This window comes from Rhizobacter sp. J219 (assembly GCF_024700055.1).
GTDB lineage: Bacteria > Pseudomonadota > Gammaproteobacteria > Burkholderiales > Burkholderiaceae_C > Rhizobacter.
Genome location: NZ_JAJOND010000001.1, coordinates 1198940 through 1215545, shown reverse-complemented (window position 1 = coordinate 1215545; position 16606 = coordinate 1198940). Strand labels below are relative to the sequence as shown.

Sequence of the window (16606 nt, the reverse complement as noted above, 5' to 3'; positions counted from 1 at the left end):
GCGTCTGGCAAGTCGATGCGGCCAGTATGTGAAGACGCGTTGCGGGTCACTTGATCCGTCACAAGGAATCGCCTGAAAAGGGCGGTTTTGCCACCGCTGCTGCGCGGTAGCCGCCGCGCTCAGGCGGGAACAATCCCCGCCTGCACAAGAGAAGCGTCAACACGCGCCCGTCGTGCGAGTTCCAGGCAGTTTTCTCGACGGTGGTGAATGTGTTGACGTACAGAGCGCAAGCCTTGCGCGGCGGGTGGGGTGCGCGTGTGAAACGCGTCACGGCGATGGCGATGGCGGCGGCGGTTCTCGCAGCGTGTGGCGGGGGCGGCGGCGGTGGCAGTGCGCCTGCCGACAGCCCGTCACCCGGCCCTGCGCCGGTTCCTTCTCCGGCACCTTCACCCGCTCCGACCCCGGCGCCCGCGCCAGACCGCCACGCCGCGGCCCGCTTTCTCACGCAAGCCAGCTTCGGCCCCGACGAAGCCTCGATCCAACGGGTACAGGCCTTGGGCTATGCCGGCTGGATCGACGAGCAGTTCGCCGTGCCCGCCAGCTCGCATGTCGCGCACTGGGACGCGCTCACCGCCCAGCTGCGTACCGTCAACCCCAGCGCCTGGGCCGGGCAGGACGGTGTCTTCAACGCCTTCTGGCGCACCGCCGTGACGGGCGAGGACCAGTTGCGCCAGCGCGTGGCGCTGGCGCTGTCGCAGATCTTCGTGATCTCCATGCAAGACACCTTCGTCGGCAACGAGCCGCGCGCCGTGGCGCACTACCTCGACCTGCTCGCCACGCGCGGCACCGGCCGCTACCGCGACCTGCTCGAAGGCGTGGCGTTGCACCCGATGATGGGTCGCTACCTCAGCGCGCTCGGCAACCGCAAGGCCGACACCCGCACCGGCCGCGTGCCCGACGAGAATTTCGCCCGCGAGGTGATGCAGCTCTTCAGCATCGGCCTCTACCGGCTGAACGCCGATGGCACACACCAGCTCGCCGACGGCCAGCCCGTCGAGACCTACGGCCCGGCCGACATCACCGGCCTTGCGCGTGTCTTCACCGGCTGGAGCTGGGCCTGCCCGGTGGTGCCCACCGCCACCCAGCACACCTGCTTCTCCACCGGCTCTGTGAGCGTGAGCGGCTCGTCGCGCAGCGACCCCGAGCGTGCGATGAAACCGATGATCCTCTACCCCGGCATGCACGCGCCGGAGGAAAAGCGTTTCCTCGGCACGGTGGTGCCGGCCCATACCGACGGCATGACCAGCCTGCGCATCGCGCTCGACACGCTCGCCGGCCACCCGAACGTGGCGCCGTTCATCTCGCGCCAGCTGATCCAGCGCCTGGTCACCAGCAATCCGAGCCCGGCCTATGTGCGCGACGTGGCCCAGGTGTTCAGCACGTCCGGCGGTGACCTGAAGGCGGTGGTGAAGGCCTTGCTGCTGCACGACGAAGCGCGCCGGCCGGGTGCGACGGATGGCAAGGTGCGAGAGCCGCTCTTGCGCATGACCGCCTACTACCGCGCCTTCAACGCGCGCTCCGACGGCGGGCACTGGCGCATCGGCAACACCGACGACCCGGCGAGCCGGCTCGGCCAGTCGGTGCTGCGCTCGCCGTCGGTCTTCAACTTCTACCGGCCGGGCTACGTGCCGCCCGGCTCGGCCGCGGCAGCCGCGGGGCTGGTGGCGCCTGAGTTGCAGATCGCGCACGAGACCAGCGCGGCCGGTTACGTGAACTACCTGCGCAGCGTGGTCTTCAGCGGCGTGGGCGTGGTCAACGGTGCGCCGTTCAACCGCGCCGACGTGCAGGCCGACTACGCCGCCGAGCTGGCCATCGCCGACAAGCCCGCCGAACTGGTCGACCGGCTCGACGCGAAGCTGATGTACGGCAGCATGCCCGCCGCCCTCAAGGCCGAGATCGTGGCCGCGGTGGCGAGCGTGCCCATCCAGACCCACAGCCAGGCTGCCATCGATATCGGCAAGAAAGTGCGCGTGGCCTCGGCCGTGCTGCTCACGCTTGCCTCGCCCGAGTTCCAGGTGCAGAAATGACGACCGGCCCCCACTTCCAGCACGACGGCGCGCGCCGTCTCTTCCTGCGCCACGCCACGGCGCTGGCGGGCCTGGGCGCCGCGGCGCCATTCGCGCTCAATCTGTCGGCGCTCGGCAGCGCGGCGGCGCAGTCGGCGCGCGACTACAAGGCGCTGGTGTGTCTCTTCCTGCATGGCGGCAACGACTCGATGAACATGGTGCTGCCCACCGATGCAGCCTCGTGGGCGGCCTACACATCGGTGCGCGACCAGTCGCCCGAATCCATTGCGCTGCAGGCCCCGGGCACACCGCCGGTGGCCGGTGCCACGGCTGGTTCGCCGGCGCGGCTGGGAGGCGTGCTGCCCATCCTGCCGACACACCCGCAGGGCCGCAGCTTCGCGCTGCACCCGCTGATGGGCACGCTGCAGACGCTCTTCAACGACGAGAAGCGCCTCGCCATCGTGCCCAACGCCGGCCCGCTGGTGATGCCCACCACCAAGGCGCAATACGCAAGCGGCATGCACCCCAAGCCCGCGCACCTCTTCTCGCACAACGACCAGGCCAACATGTGGCAGTCGTTCCAGCCCGAAGGTGCGACCAAAGGGTGGGGCGGCCTGATGGCCGACCTGCTGGCCGCCCAGAACGGCCGCGCCGTCTTCACCGCCATCTCGACCTCGGGCAACGCCGTCTGGCTCTCGGGCGACAGGGTGCGCCAGTACCAGGTGAGCACGAGTGGCGCGATCCGCATGGCGACCTCGGGCACCACGCATGCCGTCTACGGCCAGCTCGGCGTGGGCGAGGCGCTGCGTCGCATCGTGCGCAGCACCCGCGGCACGCACCCGCTGGAGCGCGACCTGGCCGACATCAACAACCGATCGATCGAGGCCGAGGAAGTGCTGCGCCTTGCGCTCAAGGATGCGGGCGAGCCGCTCTTCGGCACGCCCGGCACCAGCCCCGACCCCAAGCTGCTCTACGACGCGCCTCTCACCGGCACGAAAGCGATCAACGGCCTCGCCCAGCAACTGCAGACGGTCGCCCGCATGATCGACGCCGCCGGCTCGGGCGGCATCCAGGCCAGGCGGCAGATCTTCTTCGTGAGCCTGGGCGGTTTCGACACCCACGACAACCAGAACCGCGCGCTGGCCGACCTCTACGCACGCCTCTCGCATGCGCTGCGCTATTTCGACACCACCCTTGGCGCGATGGGCCTGCGCGACAGCGTCACCACCTTCACCGCCTCGGACTTCGGCCGCAGCTTCACCAGCAACGGCGATGGCACCGACCACGGCTGGGGCGCCCACCACTTCGTGATGGGCGGTGCAGTGAAGGGCGGCGATCTCTACGGCCGCTTCCCGGTGCTCGGCCTGCGCAACGCCAACAGCAACGCCTTCGACAGCAGCCCTGATCAGATCGGCAACGGCGCACTGATCCCCGGCACCTCGGTCGAGCAGATCGGCGCCACGCTCGCGCGTTGGTTCGGCCTGAGCGAGAGCGAGGTGTCGATGGTGTTTCCGGGGTTGCGCCACTTCAGCGAGCGCAACCTCGGGTTCATGGCCTGAGTCCGAGCACGAGCCGCGCGCAGGGCGGTTGAAGCTGCTGCCTGACGCTCGGTACGGAGCCTCAATAACCCCGTACACCAGGCGGTGTATTCAAGCCAAGACCGCCCTTGCGGCACTAGATTCGCGCGCCTTTGAAACGGTTCAGCAACCGTTCGAGACTCTTCAATCCACCCAGGGAGACAAGCGTGATGCAAAAGCTCAGGTCGTGGGCCGCGGTGCTGTTGTTGGCGGTCGGTTCTTCACTCTCTCCGGTCGTGGCGGCGGCAGTGCCCAGCCCCACGGTGATCGGCCCCGTGCCCTCGCAGCCGCCCGGCAGCGCCTCGCGCGACTACCCATGGATGTCGACCCTGCACAAGCTCGCGGCGGTCGGCTACGTGGAAGAGGAATACTTCATCGAAGGCACGGCCAGCCGCTACAACACCGCGGTGCCGCTGGGCACCAACGGCGCGGTGGTCAGCAGCGGCCACCCGTACCGCACCCGCATCCTCGTGCGACGGCCCATCAGCCCGTGGAAGTTCAACGGCACCGTGCTCGCCGAGTGGCAGAACGTCACGGCGGGCTACGACCTCGACGCGATGTGGGGGGCTTCCTTCGAGCACGTGATCCGCTCCGGTTATGCGTGGGTCGGGATCTCGGCGCAACGCGTGGGCGTGCAGGGCACCCCCAACGGTCTCAAGAACTGGAGCGCCACCCGCTACGGTTCGCTCGACGTGACGGCGGGCGGCACCATCGTCGACGACTCGCTCTCCTACGACATCTACGCCCAGGCGCTGCAGGCGCTGCGCCACCCGACGGGCGTGCGGCCGATGGGCAAGCTGGACGTCAAGCGGGTGATGGCGATCGGCGCCTCGCAATCGGCCGGCCGGCTGGCGGTGTTCGTCAACGCGCTGCACCCGCTCATCGGCGACCCGGTCGATGCCTACCTGCTCTTCATTGGCGGCGCCCGTGTGCGCAGCGACCTCAGCGTGCCGATCTTCAAGCTGATCTCGGAAACCGACGTGCCGGTGCAGATGGCCTCGCGCCAGCCCGACACGCCGCTCTTCCGCTTCTGGGAGGTGGCCGGCGCGAGCCACTCGGGCCGCCGCACGGTGCTCAACTCGCGACCGCTGCTCGCCCGCGACGGCGTGGCGCCCACGCTTGGCGACTGCGCCCGCCCGCCATACCCGCGCGTGCCGATGCAGCATGTGATCAACGCCGTCTACGACCACATGGTGCGCTGGGTGCGCGAGGGCGTGCAGCCGCCGAGCGCACCGCCCATCGTCACCGAAGGCGCGGTGATTCAGCGCGACGCGAACGGCAACGCGCTCGGCGGCATCCGCCTGGCCGAGTTCGCCGTGCCCACCGCACTCAACAGCGGCGCGAACACGGGCGCGGCCTTCTGCATCCTCTATGGCAGCTACGTCCCGTTCGAGCAGAGTGTGATCGACCAGCTCTACCCCACGCACGGCAGCTATGTGGTGCCGGTGTTCAACCAGGCCCACGACACCGTGCGCGACGGCTACGTGGTGTGGCAGGACGCGCTGCGCACCAAGCATCTCGCCGCGCACTCCATCGTGGGCTTGGGCGCACCCTGCAGCGCCACCTGCCGCGCCGCGCAAGACTTGCTCGAAGCCAGCTACTTCTACCTCTACACCAGCGGCCACGACGACGAGTTCGCCCACAAGGTGATCGGCGCCATCAAGGCCATCGCCCGTGGCGAGGCCAGCGGTGGCCAGTCGCAGGTCATCGCCAGCCGCATCGCGCGCCACCTGCTCAACGACTATGTGGAAGACGTTCAGCGGCTGAAGGCGAAGGGCAGGCTGTCGCAGGTGTCGGCCAACGAGCTGGTGAACGGGGCCAACGCCGTGCTCGCGGCCTTGCCCTGATGCAGATTGAGCGCCGGGCGGCGCGTCTGTGCGCCAGCCCACGCACGATCGGAAAAGAAAAGACGAGGCGTTTTCGGCGTCGCGGCCTAGGATGGGCTTCCACATGGGGTGTCCGACACAGGAGCGCACATGACGTCCATCGCAGCGCACCGGCTTTCGCTTGTCGGACCCGCGCGACATCTCCCTCGAGCCGAGGGCGCAGAGGCTGACGCCGCGGTCGATGCCTGGCGGCAGATCGAGGCCGCGCTGGTGCCCGTGATCGGCACGCTCGGCTTCGGTGCGCTCTATCAGCGGTGCATCGCCCTGCGGTGCAAGCAAGACCCCTGGCTGCAGGCGGTGCACGACGGCACTCTCCACGGCGACGATTTCAACGCGCTGCACCAGGCACTGTGCACTCGATCGGAGGCGCAGGCTGCCGCGGCGCAGGGCGAGCTATTGCGCGTGTTCCATGAAGTGCTCACGTCACTGCTCGGCGCGCCGCTGGTGGACAGGCTGCTTCCGCCGATCGAGAGAGGTCCGCCATGAACGAAGTGGCCACCGCAACGCTGCTACCGACCGGGGTGCCCGGCCTCGACCAGGTCCTGGGGGGCGGGCTCACGGAGTTCTCGTTCAACGTGATCGCAGGGGCGCCCGGCAGCGGAAAGACCACGCTGGCGCATCAGATCATGTTTGCGCTGGCCACGCCCGAGCGGCCGGCCTTGTATTTCACCGTGCTCGGCGAGCCGCCGCTGAAGATGCTGCGTTATCAGCAGCGGTACCGCTTCTTCGACCTCGACCGATTCAACCGCTGCATCCGCTTCTACAACCTCGCAGACGAAGCCTCGTCGGGCAGCTCCGGCAAGGTGTTGGATCGCATCTCCGCCGAAGTGCGCTCGCACGAGCCTGGCCTGGTGTTCGTCGACTCGTTCCGCACCGTGCTGCTGGCCGGCGCGTCGGGCGGCGAAGCCGAGCAGGAGCGCTTCGTGCAGGACCTGGGCGTGCTCTTGACCAGCTGGCAGGCCACGACCTTCATCGTCGGCGAGCATCTCGACGATGCGCACCTGAACGTGGTGTTCACCGTGGCCGATGGCCTGATCTGGCTGAGGCAGACGGAAAAGCGCAACGCGGTCGTCCGCAAGCTCGAAGTCAGCAAGATGCGGGGGCAGGCCACGATGCCCGGGCTGCATGCGTTTCGCATCGGCACCACCGGCTTGCAGGTGTTTCCGCGCGGGCTGTCCTCGCCGGCGATGCCGGAGTCGACGCCGCCCACCGAGCACCGGCTCGCGATGGGCGTTCCCGGGCTCGACGCGATGATGGGCGGCGGCCTGCCGGCGGGGTATTCGCTGCTGGTGGCCGGCCCTTCGGGGTCGGGCAAGAGCATCCTCGCGCGGGCGTTCCTCGAAGAAGGTGCCCGCCAGGGTGACATCGGGGTCATCGCGGCTTTCGAGCAGCGCCCGAGTGCCTCGCGAGGCCGGGTCCTGGCGGACCTGATCGAAAGCGGCAAGGTGGGGGTGGTGGACACCAGCTCCCCGGCGCTCTCGGTGGAAGAGATCACCTGGCAGCTGCTGGCGGAGATCCGCCGGCTCGGTGCGTCGCGCGTGGTCATCGACTCGCTCTCGGGCTTCGAGCTGGCGCTTGCGCCCACCTTCCGCGGGGAGTTTCGCGAAGCCCTGTCGCGCATGGTGGCGGCGCTGACTGCCACCGGCGTGTCGGTGCTCATGGTTTCGGAGCTGGAAGACCGCTACAACGATCTGCGCTTCAGCCCCTACGGCACGGCGTTCCTCACCGACGCGATCATCGTGCAGCGTTACGTCGAGATCGATGGGCGGCTGCAGCGGGTGATGGCGGTGGTGAAGGTGCGCGCGAGCGCGCACTCGAACGAGCTGCGCCAGTTCCACATCGACGATGACGGAATCCACGTCGGGCCCATGCTCCCCGGCTTCGAAGGTCTCCTGGGCGGCCAGCCCACGCGGCGTCCGCCGTCTCGCGAGGCTGCGGACGATGCTTGATCCGCCCGACGGCACTGACAACACGGAGATGGCGCGTGCGCGGGCGGGTGTGCGCGGCCTGGCGCTGCTCAACGCCCAGGCGGATGCCCTGCGCACGCACCTGAAGCAGCTTCGCGAGCGCCTCGTCGAGGCGCAACACGAGCTCAACGCCAACGAGGCGGCGCTCGTCGTGCAGGCGAATGAGCAACTGGTGCTCGCCGCATTGCGCGCCGACGCCATCGCCGAAGCGGCCCGAAGCAGTTTCGACGAACTGGCGCATGCCTCGCAGCGCGACGGCCTCACCGGCATGCCCAACCGCGAGCTGATGCTCGATCGCATGCAGGCCACGATCGTGCGCGCCGGCCGTCGAGAACTCAGCTTCGCGGTGCTCTTCGTCGACATCGACAACTTCAAGCACGTCAACGACACGCTCGGGCATGCCGCGGGCGACGAGGTGCTGAAAGAGGCGGCCCGGCGCCTGGAGTCGGCTGTGCGCGAGACCGACACGGTCAGCCGCCACGGGGGTGACGAGTTCGTCGTCCTGCTCACCGAACTCTCCCCCGGTGCCGACACCTGCTCGGTCGCCGCCAAGCTGTTGCAGGAGCTGCAGGCGCCGATCGAGCTGGAGTCCGGCCAGGTGCGGTTGACGGCCAGCATCGGCGTGAGCCTCTACCCGACCGACGCACACGACGCCAAGACGCTCATCGCACTGGCCGACGCCGCCATGTACGCTGCCAAACGCGCAGGCGGAGGCCGCTGCGTTTTTCAGCGCGACGTCGGAACGGGCGCCTCCCCGGGCGCCGCCGCGGGAGCACTGATGCCGGCGCGAAGCGCCGGTGGCGCGGAGCACACCACCGCCTCGCCAAAGCGTGAAAAACCGGAAATGCGGCTGCACCCCGAGCATGTGGCTTTCCTCGCGATGGTCGCGCACGAGTTGCGCAACCCGCTCGCGCCACTGCGCCATGCCGCCACACTGCTGTCGCGTGCCACCACCCAGGAAGAAAGCCTGCAGAAGCTGCAGGGCATCATCGTGCGGCAGGTGGCTCGCATGGCCCGGCTGATCGACGATCTGCTGCATGTGTCAAGCGAGGGTGTGGGCAAGTTCCACCTTCAGTACGAAGACGTGGACCTGGCCGAGTTGTTCCAGACCGTGCTGGAGGCCTGCCACCCGGCGATCCACGGCCGGCGCCAGGAGATGGACGCCCGGCTGCCCGCGGTGTGGCCTGCGATGCGCGGCGATGCCGTGCGGCTGGCACAGGTGTTCGGCAACCTGGTGGACAACGCGTCGCGCTACACCCCCGAGGGCGGGCGCATCACGCTCACCGTCGACGTCGGTCCGGCCGAGATCGATGTGATGGTCTCCGACTCGGGTGTCGGCATCTCGGCGGAGGCCTTGCAGCACATCTTCAAGCTCTTCGTGCAGGAGAACCGCGTGCCCTCCGTCCGGCGTGACGGCCTGGGCATCGGCCTGGCCGTCGTGCGCGAACTGGTGCAGCTGCATGGCGGCACGGTGGTTGCCCGCAGCGAAGGCCACAACCTCGGCAGCTCGTTCGTCGTGCGGCTGCCGCTTGCGCAGCCCGTGCTGGCGGAAGCACCCTGAGTCGGCTGCCCCAGCGGATTGCCCCTCTTCGCCACTTTCATCGGGGCGACGCGACCACGCGTCTCTCTATACTGAACTTCGCCTCTTGACCGTCATCCCGATGGTCCGCGGTCACCAGCACTGGAGTTCCATGTCCGGGGAAGACGAAGCACGTCAGAACCTGCTGCTTGCTGCACTGCCCGCGTCCGAGTGGGACCGTTGGCGAGGTGAGCTTCAGCCGGTGGCCCTGCCGCTCGGCATGGTGCTCTACGAGGCCGGCATGCGCATGTCCCATGTGTACTTCCCCACGAGCGCCATCGCCTCGCTGCTGTATGTGCTGGAGGACGGTGCAACCGCCGAAGTGGCGGTGGTGGGCTTCGAAGGGGTGGTGGGCATCTCGCTTTTCATGGGAGGCGTTTCCACCACGAGCCGCGCGGTCGTGCAAAGCGCGGGGCAGGGCTACCGGCTGCCGGCGAGCTTCCTGATGCAGGAGTTCAACCGCGGGGGGCCGGTGCTGCACCTCCTGCTGCGCTACACGCAGGCGCTGCTGACCCAGATGGCGCAGACGGCGGTGTGCAACCGCCATCACACGCTCGACCAGCAGCTGTGCCGCTGGCTCCTGCTGAGCCTGGACCGCCTGCATTCGAGCGAACTCGTGATGACCCAGGAGCTGATCGCCAACATGCTCGGCGTGCGCCGCGAAGGCGTCACCGAGGCCGCGGGGCACCTGCAGGACGCGGGGCTGATCCGCTACCGCCGGGGCCACATCACCGTGCTCGACCGGGGCGGCCTCGAGCAGCGGGTGTGCGAGTGCTATGCGGTGGTCAAGCGCGAATACGACCGCCTGCTGCCGGCCAACGTGGCAACCTAGCGCCCGCCATCGAGCGCGCTCTCCTACGCTGGATCGAGCCATGCTGCACCCGCCGAGGGTGCGTTGGCACACAGAGCGGCGCCGTGTCGGCGCGCACAGTCCATGCCAGCCCGCCGTTCGCAAGCCCCTTTGAGCTGCGCTGTCCCGGTGCTCGAAGGATGCAACACATGACCCACCTCGTTTCAACCCCGGTCGCCACCGGGCTCCTCATGGCCGTGCTGGCCGGTGTCATGACGGCTTGCGCCAGCGTGCCGCCTCCCACGCAGCAGATGGCCCTGGCAGACGCCGCCGTGCAACGCGCCAGCAGCATGGGCACCGCCGACATGGCGCCCGCGGAACTCCAGCTCGCGAAATCGAAGCTCGCCAGAGCCAAGGAAGCCAACGAGACCAAGCAGTACGAACGCGCAGCCCGGCTGGCCGAGCAGGCTCAGCTCGACGCCGAGGTGGCCGAGATGCACGCGCAGGCCGTGCGTTCGCGCAAGGCCGCACGTGAAACGCAGGACGCCGCCGCCGTGCTGCGCGAAGAGATCGACCGCAAGACACCCCGCGAACGCAGGAGCACACCATGACCCGCCACCTTTTCTACCCGGTGGTCGCACTGACCGCCGCACTCGCCGCCTGCGCCACGGCGCCCCCGCCCAACAGCGCGCTGGAGCAGGCACGCCAGCGCGTCAAGTCGGCGCAGGCTGACTCGCGTGTCGTGTCGCTCGCGCCGCTCGAACTCAAGCGTGCCGAGCAGGCCTTGCTGCTGGCCGAGAAGACCTGGGCCGCGGACGGCAGCCCGGCCGTCGTCGACCACCAGGCCTACATGGCGGGGCAGCGCGTGACGTTGGCCCAGGAGACCGCGGCCAGCCTCGCCGACCAGGCGGTGACGGCCAGTGCCGCGGCCGAGCGCGACCGGATGCGCCTCGCGTCGCGCACCGCCGAGGCCGACACGGCCCAGCGGCGGCTTTCCGAATCGGAACGCAGCAACGCCCAGAAGTCGTCCGAAATCGTGGCCGCGCAGGCGAAGTCCGACCGCGACATGGCGACCGCGCAAGCGCAGTCAGACCGCAATCTGGCGGCCGCGCAGGCACAGTCAGACCGCAACCAGCAGGAGGCTCAAGCGCAACAGGCCCGCGTGGACTCCCTCGAGTCGCTGCTGGCCGAGCTGAGCGCGAAGAAGACGGAACGTGGCGTGGTGGTGACTTTGGGCGACGTGCTGTTCCAGAGCGGCCGCTCGGATCTCAATGCCGGCGCCGACCGCCAGATGGCCAAGCTCACCGACGCCTTGCGCCGCGACCCGGGGCAGCGGGCGTCCATCGAAGGGTTCACCGACAGCGTCGGCTCCGACGAGTCCAACCGTGAGCTTTCAGGTCGCCGCGCCAACGCGGTGATGAAGGCGCTCATCGACCTGGGCGTGCCGGCGCAGACCCTGCGCACAGCCTCGCGTGGCGAAGACGCGCCCGTGGCCAGCAACGACACGGCCCAGGGTCGCCAGATGAACCGCCGTGTGGAGATCGTCATTTCGCAGGCGCGGCCATGAGCCCCGCGAGCGCGATGGCCGACGCACCCTATTTCCATGAGGGCTCGCGGGAGGTCCGATTCAGCGTCGACGTCGACGGAGAACGCGTCTGGGCGAGCATCGGCCAGGCGACCCTGCGCTACCGCTTCCGCACCGGCGCCGAGGGAGACGATGCGTTGAAGACCTTCTGGGCCCACACCGCTGAGATCGAGTCGGCCGTGCGCCGCCGCGTGGCCGAAGGGTCGCTTCAACCCGTGATGCTGCGCGAGTTCGACTTCCGTCCCGAACGCAGCTAGCGCCGCTTGGGCTCGTCCATCCCGTGGCGGCGTTTCAGCTCTGCCATGGCCGGCGCGCTCATGAAATCGAGCGCTGCCTGCGCGTCCGGGTGCCGGCTGTTGCTGGCAATGGCTCCACAGAAGGTGGTGGTGATCTCGAGCCCCGGCGGCATGCCGCCGAGCAGCGTGATGCCGTCGAGGTTCATCAGCTCGCTCAGCTGCTGGAAGCCGAGCGCGACCTCGCCGCTTGCCACGAGTGAGCCCACCGGCACACCGGCGCGGGCTTGCACCAGGCGTGGCTTGAGGGTGTCGGTCAAGCCCCAGCGCTCGAAAAGCTTGAGCAAGGCCGTGCCGCTCGGCCCGGTGGAGTAGCCGATGCTGCCGGCCGCGAGCACGGCCGCGCGCAGGGCGTCTTCGGTGCTGACGTCGGGCCTCGCCGAACCGGCCCGCACCGCAATGGCCACCGACGAGTCGACGATCGCGCGCTCGGTGTCGCCGCGCACATGGCCGGCGGCCGCGAGCTTCGCGAGTGCGTCGCTGGCGAGGAACACGAGGTCGAAGGCTTCGCCAGCCTCGACCCGCCGGGCGGCGTCCACGCCCCCCACCGACTCGATCTGCAGCTTGGTGCCGCTCGCCCGACGGTAAAGATCGGCCAGCTCGGCCAGCACCTGGCGGGTGGCCATCGACGAGATTGCGCGCAGGGGGTGGTGCTCATGCACCGATTCTGTGGCGAGCGTCCCGTGGCCACCAAGCATCGCGTCGTCCTAGCTGATATGCGCGAATGGCATGGCAGGGCCAGAATGCAGCGGTGCGCCACATCCACAGGAACCCACGATGACCACGCCTCACGATCCCCACCCGCGCTGGAAGCACGACGGCGTGCGCGTGGTGCCGGCCGATTCGCTCGACGCCAACACCGCGCAGACGCCGGGCATGGACCGCAAGGCCGCGATCAACTTCGCCCGCGTCGGCGCGCAGAAGCTCTGGGCCGGCACCGTGCACATCCACGCCAATGCCAAGACCGGCGCGCATCACCATGGGCCGCTGGAAAGCGTGATCTACGTGGTGAAGGGCCGCGCCCGCATGCGCTGGGGCGAGCAGCTCGAATTCACCGCCGAGGCGGGGCCGGGCGACTTCATCTACGTGCCGCCCTTCGTGCCGCACCAGGAGATCAATGCGAGCCGCACCGAGACGCTCGAGTGCGTGCTGGTGCGAAGCGACGGCGAGGCGGTGGCGATCAACCTCGACATCGCGCCGGCGGAACCGCCGGAAGAGGTGCGCTGGATAGACCCCACGCATCCGGGGTGAGCACGGCCGTGCATAAACGCTACAGTGATGTTTCGCCGAGCGGGGCCCACTCCGCCGAGCGAGGGAGGGCGAGCCGTCTGCAAGGTGGAATGGCGAACCTGGATTCGTCAATTCACGCATTGCAATGTCATGAACCTTTCTACGTTCCCCGCGCCTCGCGCGCGTCTCCTTTCCTGTGTGGCGCTTCTGGCAGCGTCGCTGCTGGCCAGCTGTGGCGGCGGTGGTGGCGGTGACAGCGGCCCTACCGTGGAAGGCCCGGCCCGGACCGTCACCTACAACTACCCGCACCTCATCGTCAACAAGGGCAGCGGCACCTCGGTCTTCACCGGCGTCAACGCCACCATCACGCCGCCGCTGCCGACGGGTGCCTATGCCACCCTGGAGGGCCAGTACGACATCCTCGGCTCCCAGTCGCAGATCTACGCCACGCTGCAAGGCAACGTGAGTTCGATGATCGCGATCAACCCGGCACTGCCTGTCGGCCGCCACACCGGCACGCTGCGCTGGAGGGTCTGCAAGGACCGCAGTTGCAGCGTGGTGTACGACGTCCGAGGCGCGATCTTGCCGTACACGATCACGGTGGAAACGGGCCTGACCGCCACGATGTCGGTCAACGGGCAGGTGCAGAACCCGAACGTGATGACCATGCTTCACGTGGGCGAGCAGGTCACGCTCACCTGCAACATGCCCTGTGCATGGGAGCTCGATGCAGGCGTCGCCACGCCGTTCGACAACGTGACGACGACGTCGACAACGTGGACCGGCCTTGTCGCCCGAGGTGGCTTGGCGTTCAACATGACCGCCCGTTCGGCCTCGATGCGGGACAACACCACCTACGTCAACATCTTCATCAGCAGCCAGTGACGGTTGCCGACGCGGCCGCTGCTCAGTCGGAGTACTTGACCGAGCACCCGTATGGCTGCGTGCTGGCCTGCGCCACCTTGCGGCCCGCAGCCACGTCGGCCAGCGCGAGCTTGACGTAGTTGTCGGCCTTGGCGATGTCGCTCACGTTGCTGCTCGGGATGCTGTCGATGCCGCCCTTGTAGACGAGCTTGCCGTCGGCGTTGATCACATAGAGGTGCGGCGTGGTCTGCGCGCCGTAGGCCTTGCCGACCTTGCCGTCGGCGTCGATCAGCACGGCGCTCGGCGCGGCCCCGCGCTGCTGGTTGAGCTTTTGCGCCTGTGCGCCGGTCACGTGGCCTTGCGAGCCGGGCGACGACGAGATCACCTGCAGCCACACCACGCCACTGGCGGTGGCTTCCTTCTGCAGCTTGGGGATGTTGCCGCTGCGGTCGTAGTGCTTGCGCACGAACGGGCACTCGTGGTTCGTCCACTCGAGCACGACGGTCTTGCCCTTGTAGGCCGAGAGGCTCACCGGCTTGCCGTCGGCGCCCGGCACGGTGAAGGCGGGTGCGGGTTGGTCGAGCGTGGCTGCGGCGTGGGCGCCGAAGGGAGCGAGGGCCCAGGCGGCGCTGGCGAGGGCGATCAGGCAATGGCGGCGAAGCGTGGTCATGGGAGTCCTCCTGTGGACGTGGCGATCAGGGTGAGGTGGGCGCCTTGAGCGCCGTGAGAACGAGATCGGGGGTCAGCAACTGCGGCAGCACCTGCGGCTCGACTTGCGGGCCCGCGGGGTAGAAGAGGTAGAGCGGCACGCCGCTGCGGCCATGCTCGGCGAGCAGACGGGTGATGCGTTCGTCGCCGCGCGTCCAGTCGCCTTTGAGGCGCGTGATGCCGGCCTGGCGGAAGGCCTCGTCCACATGCGAGGGCGAAAGCGCCACCCGCTCGTTGACGAGGCAGGTAATGCACCAGTCGGCGGTGAGGTTGACGAAGACCGGTTTGCCTTCGCGGCGCAGCGTGGCGAGGCGCTCGGGGGTGTAGGGCTCCCAGCCGCTGTCGGCCGCCGTCGTGGCGGGTGGTGCGGTGGAGGTGCCGGTCACCCCAAGCGTGCCGAAACCGACCGTGCCCACCACCAGCAGGACCGCGATCACCGCAGAAGCATGGCGACCTCGCGCGCCGAGGTCACGCGTGTTGCTGTAGAGCCAGGCCGCGAGGGCCAGGCCGATCGCACCGGCGAGTGCCACGGCCAGCGCTTCGGGCCCAGCCTGCCGCGCCAGCACCCAGGCCAGCCACGCGGCGCTCGCATACATCGGGAAAGCGAGCGCCTGTTTGAGACGGTCCATCCACGCGCCGGGGCGTGGCAGGCGCCGTTGCAGCGCTGGCCATTCGCACAGCAGCAGGTAGGGCAAGGCGAGGCCCAGGCCGAGCGCGAGGAACACGGCGAGCGTGACCGCCGGCGGCTGCGTGACCGCATAGCCGATCGCCACGCCCATGAAGGGCGCGGTGCACGGCGTCGCCACCACGGTGGCGAGCACGCCGGTGAAGAAGCTGCCACGCAGGCCCGGCTGCGAGGCGAGGCCCTGGCCGAGGCCCGCCGCGCTGCTGCCGATCGTCACCACGCCCGAGAGGCTCAGGCCCACCGCGAACATCAGCAAGGCGACCAGCAGCACGAACACAGGCGACTGGAACTGGAAGCCCCAGCCCACGCTGCCGCCGCCGGCCTTGAGCGCGATCAGCACCCCCGCAAGCGCCGCAAAGCTCGCCAGCACGCCGGCGAGGTAGACCAGGCCATGCAGCCGCACCACACGCCGCGAGCCCTGCGCCGTCTGCAGCAGCGAGAGCACCTTGATCGTGAGCACCGGGAACACGCAGGGCATCAGGTTGAGGATGAGGCCGCCGAGCAGCGCGAGGCCGAGGGCCAGCAGAAGGGACGGCGCATCGGCCGATGTGGCCGCGCCCGCCGGTGCCGTGGACACCGGCACCGGCGTGAGCGGCGCCGGGTCGTGCCCGATCGCGAGCGACTGCACCGGCTTGCCCTCTTTGAAGAGCACCAGCACGCCATCGACCGCATCGCCGCCCTTCGGTGCGTTGTCGCCGGGCGCGATGGAGAGCCGGGCCTGCTGCAACTGCTGCGGCTCGGCATGGGCCACGAGGCCCCACTTGCGCGCGAAGAAGTAGGCGGCGTCGTGGGCCGGTGCACCCTGGGGCAAGGACAGCTGCAGCTTGCCGCCATCGAGCTGCCAGCGGGCCGCGTCGCCACGCTGCGGCACCCGGGCCTGGGCCTGCTGCAACAGATCGGCATCGGCGCTCGCAGTGGCCGCGGTGCTCACGGGCAGGCTGAGCGAGAGCGTCGCGTTCTGGGGGATGCAGACGTCGTGGCACACCAGCCAGTCGACCTTCGCCTTGAGACCGAAGCGGCCACCGTCCCGCAGGTCGGCCGGCACCTGCACGACGGAGGGCAGCGTCACCTCGTCGGCGTAGCCATAGTTGGTGATCGGCCCGAGGCTGTAGCGCGACGGCGTGGGCCAGTGGATGGGGCTTGCGGTGGCGCCGGCCGGCAGCGTCCACGCGATGGTGGTGGGCAGGCCCGAGTCGCCAGGGTTTGCCCAGTAGGTGTGCCAGTGCGGAATGATCTTCTGCTGCACGCCCACCAGCAGCGACTGGCCGGGCTGCACGGTGGCAGCGGCCGAGACCAGCCGCACCGCGACCTGTTCGGTCTTGGCCTCGGCCTGGGCGTGCGCCACGCAGGGCGCGGCGAGGGCCAGCAGCAATGCGGGCAGGAGCAGTGAAACGTTCAGGGTCATGCGGGCTCGGATGTTGCTCTTTCAGCAGTGC

At 69.1% G+C, this 16606-nt stretch carries 15 protein-coding genes; 12 read left to right on the top strand and 3 right to left on the bottom strand.

Going from position 1 to position 16606, the window contains the following annotated elements:
* The first annotated feature begins 257 nt into the window (after positions 1–257).
* From LRS03_RS05585 to LRS03_RS05540, 10 genes are all read left to right on the top strand, one after another.
* A complete protein-coding gene (locus LRS03_RS05585; RefSeq protein WP_257824404.1) occupies positions 258–2027 on the top strand; it encodes a DUF1800 domain-containing protein in 1770 nt (589 codons plus the stop codon).
* Positions 2024–3565, top strand: coding sequence for a DUF1501 domain-containing protein (locus LRS03_RS05580; protein ID WP_257824403.1), 1542 nt, complete (start codon positions 2024–2026; stop codon positions 3563–3565). The genes LRS03_RS05585 and LRS03_RS05580 overlap by 4 nt, the downstream gene beginning before the upstream one ends.
* Positions 3566–3753: 188 nt before the next feature.
* Positions 3754–5430, top strand: coding sequence for an alpha/beta hydrolase domain-containing protein (locus tag LRS03_RS05575; protein WP_257829434.1), 1677 nt, complete (start codon positions 3754–3756; stop codon positions 5428–5430).
* Between the two features lie 129 nt (positions 5431–5559).
* A complete protein-coding gene (locus LRS03_RS05570) occupies positions 5560–5955 on the top strand; it encodes a hypothetical protein (RefSeq protein ID WP_257824402.1) in 396 nt (131 codons plus the stop codon).
* Positions 5952–7418 (top strand): ATPase domain-containing protein, encoded by a 1467-nt coding sequence (locus LRS03_RS05565; protein ID WP_257824401.1) that lies wholly within the window; start codon positions 5952–5954, stop codon positions 7416–7418. Before LRS03_RS05570 ends, LRS03_RS05565 begins: the two co-directional genes overlap by 4 nt.
* The gene (locus tag LRS03_RS05560) at positions 7411–8997 is read left to right on the top strand and encodes a diguanylate cyclase domain-containing protein (RefSeq protein ID WP_257824400.1); all 1587 of its coding nucleotides are present in this window, start codon (positions 7411–7413) and stop codon (positions 8995–8997) included. Before LRS03_RS05565 ends, LRS03_RS05560 begins: the two co-directional genes overlap by 8 nt.
* Positions 8998–9127: 130 nt before the next feature.
* The gene (locus tag LRS03_RS05555; RefSeq protein ID WP_257824399.1) at positions 9128–9847 is read left to right on the top strand and encodes a Crp/Fnr family transcriptional regulator; all 720 of its coding nucleotides are present in this window, start codon (positions 9128–9130) and stop codon (positions 9845–9847) included.
* A gap of 167 nt (positions 9848–10014) precedes the next feature.
* Positions 10015–10416: a DUF4398 domain-containing protein gene (locus LRS03_RS05550; RefSeq protein WP_257824398.1), complete on the top strand. Its 402-nt coding sequence runs from the start codon at positions 10015–10017 to the stop codon at positions 10414–10416.
* A complete protein-coding gene (locus tag LRS03_RS05545; RefSeq protein ID WP_257824397.1) occupies positions 10413–11372 on the top strand; it encodes an OmpA family protein in 960 nt (319 codons plus the stop codon). The genes LRS03_RS05550 and LRS03_RS05545 overlap by 4 nt, the downstream gene beginning before the upstream one ends.
* Positions 11369–11647, top strand: coding sequence for a DUF1488 domain-containing protein (locus tag LRS03_RS05540; protein ID WP_257824396.1), 279 nt, complete (start codon positions 11369–11371; stop codon positions 11645–11647). The genes LRS03_RS05545 and LRS03_RS05540 overlap by 4 nt, the downstream gene beginning before the upstream one ends.
* Here the strand turns inward: LRS03_RS05540 and LRS03_RS05535 are convergent.
* On the bottom strand, positions 11644–12381 hold the full coding sequence (locus LRS03_RS05535; protein ID WP_374685037.1) for a substrate-binding domain-containing protein: 738 nt from the start codon (positions 12379–12381) through the stop codon (positions 11644–11646). The two genes, LRS03_RS05540 and LRS03_RS05535, sit on opposite strands and share 4 nt — an antisense overlap.
* 79 nt (positions 12382–12460) lie before the next feature.
* On the opposite strand from LRS03_RS05535, the gene LRS03_RS05530 reads away from it, so the two are divergent.
* Both LRS03_RS05530 and LRS03_RS05525 read left to right on the top strand, forming a co-directional pair.
* A complete protein-coding gene (locus LRS03_RS05530; protein WP_257824395.1) occupies positions 12461–12934 on the top strand; it encodes a cupin domain-containing protein in 474 nt (157 codons plus the stop codon).
* Between the two features lie 177 nt (positions 12935–13111).
* Positions 13112–13798, top strand: a complete 687-nt coding sequence (locus LRS03_RS05525; RefSeq protein ID WP_257824394.1) for a hypothetical protein — start codon at positions 13112–13114, stop codon at positions 13796–13798.
* A gap of 22 nt (positions 13799–13820) precedes the next feature.
* Here LRS03_RS05525 and LRS03_RS05520 read toward each other — a convergent pair whose 3' ends face one another.
* Positions 13821–14447, bottom strand: a complete 627-nt coding sequence (locus LRS03_RS05520) for a thioredoxin family protein (RefSeq protein WP_257824393.1) — start codon at positions 14445–14447, stop codon at positions 13821–13823.
* Positions 14448–14472: 25 nt separating this feature from the next.
* Positions 14473–16575 carry a protein-disulfide reductase DsbD family protein gene (locus tag LRS03_RS05515; RefSeq protein ID WP_257824392.1) on the bottom strand — a complete coding sequence of 701 codons (2103 nt, stop codon included), beginning with the start codon at positions 16573–16575 and terminating at the stop codon, positions 14473–14475.
* Between the last annotated feature and the right edge of the window lie 31 nt (positions 16576–16606).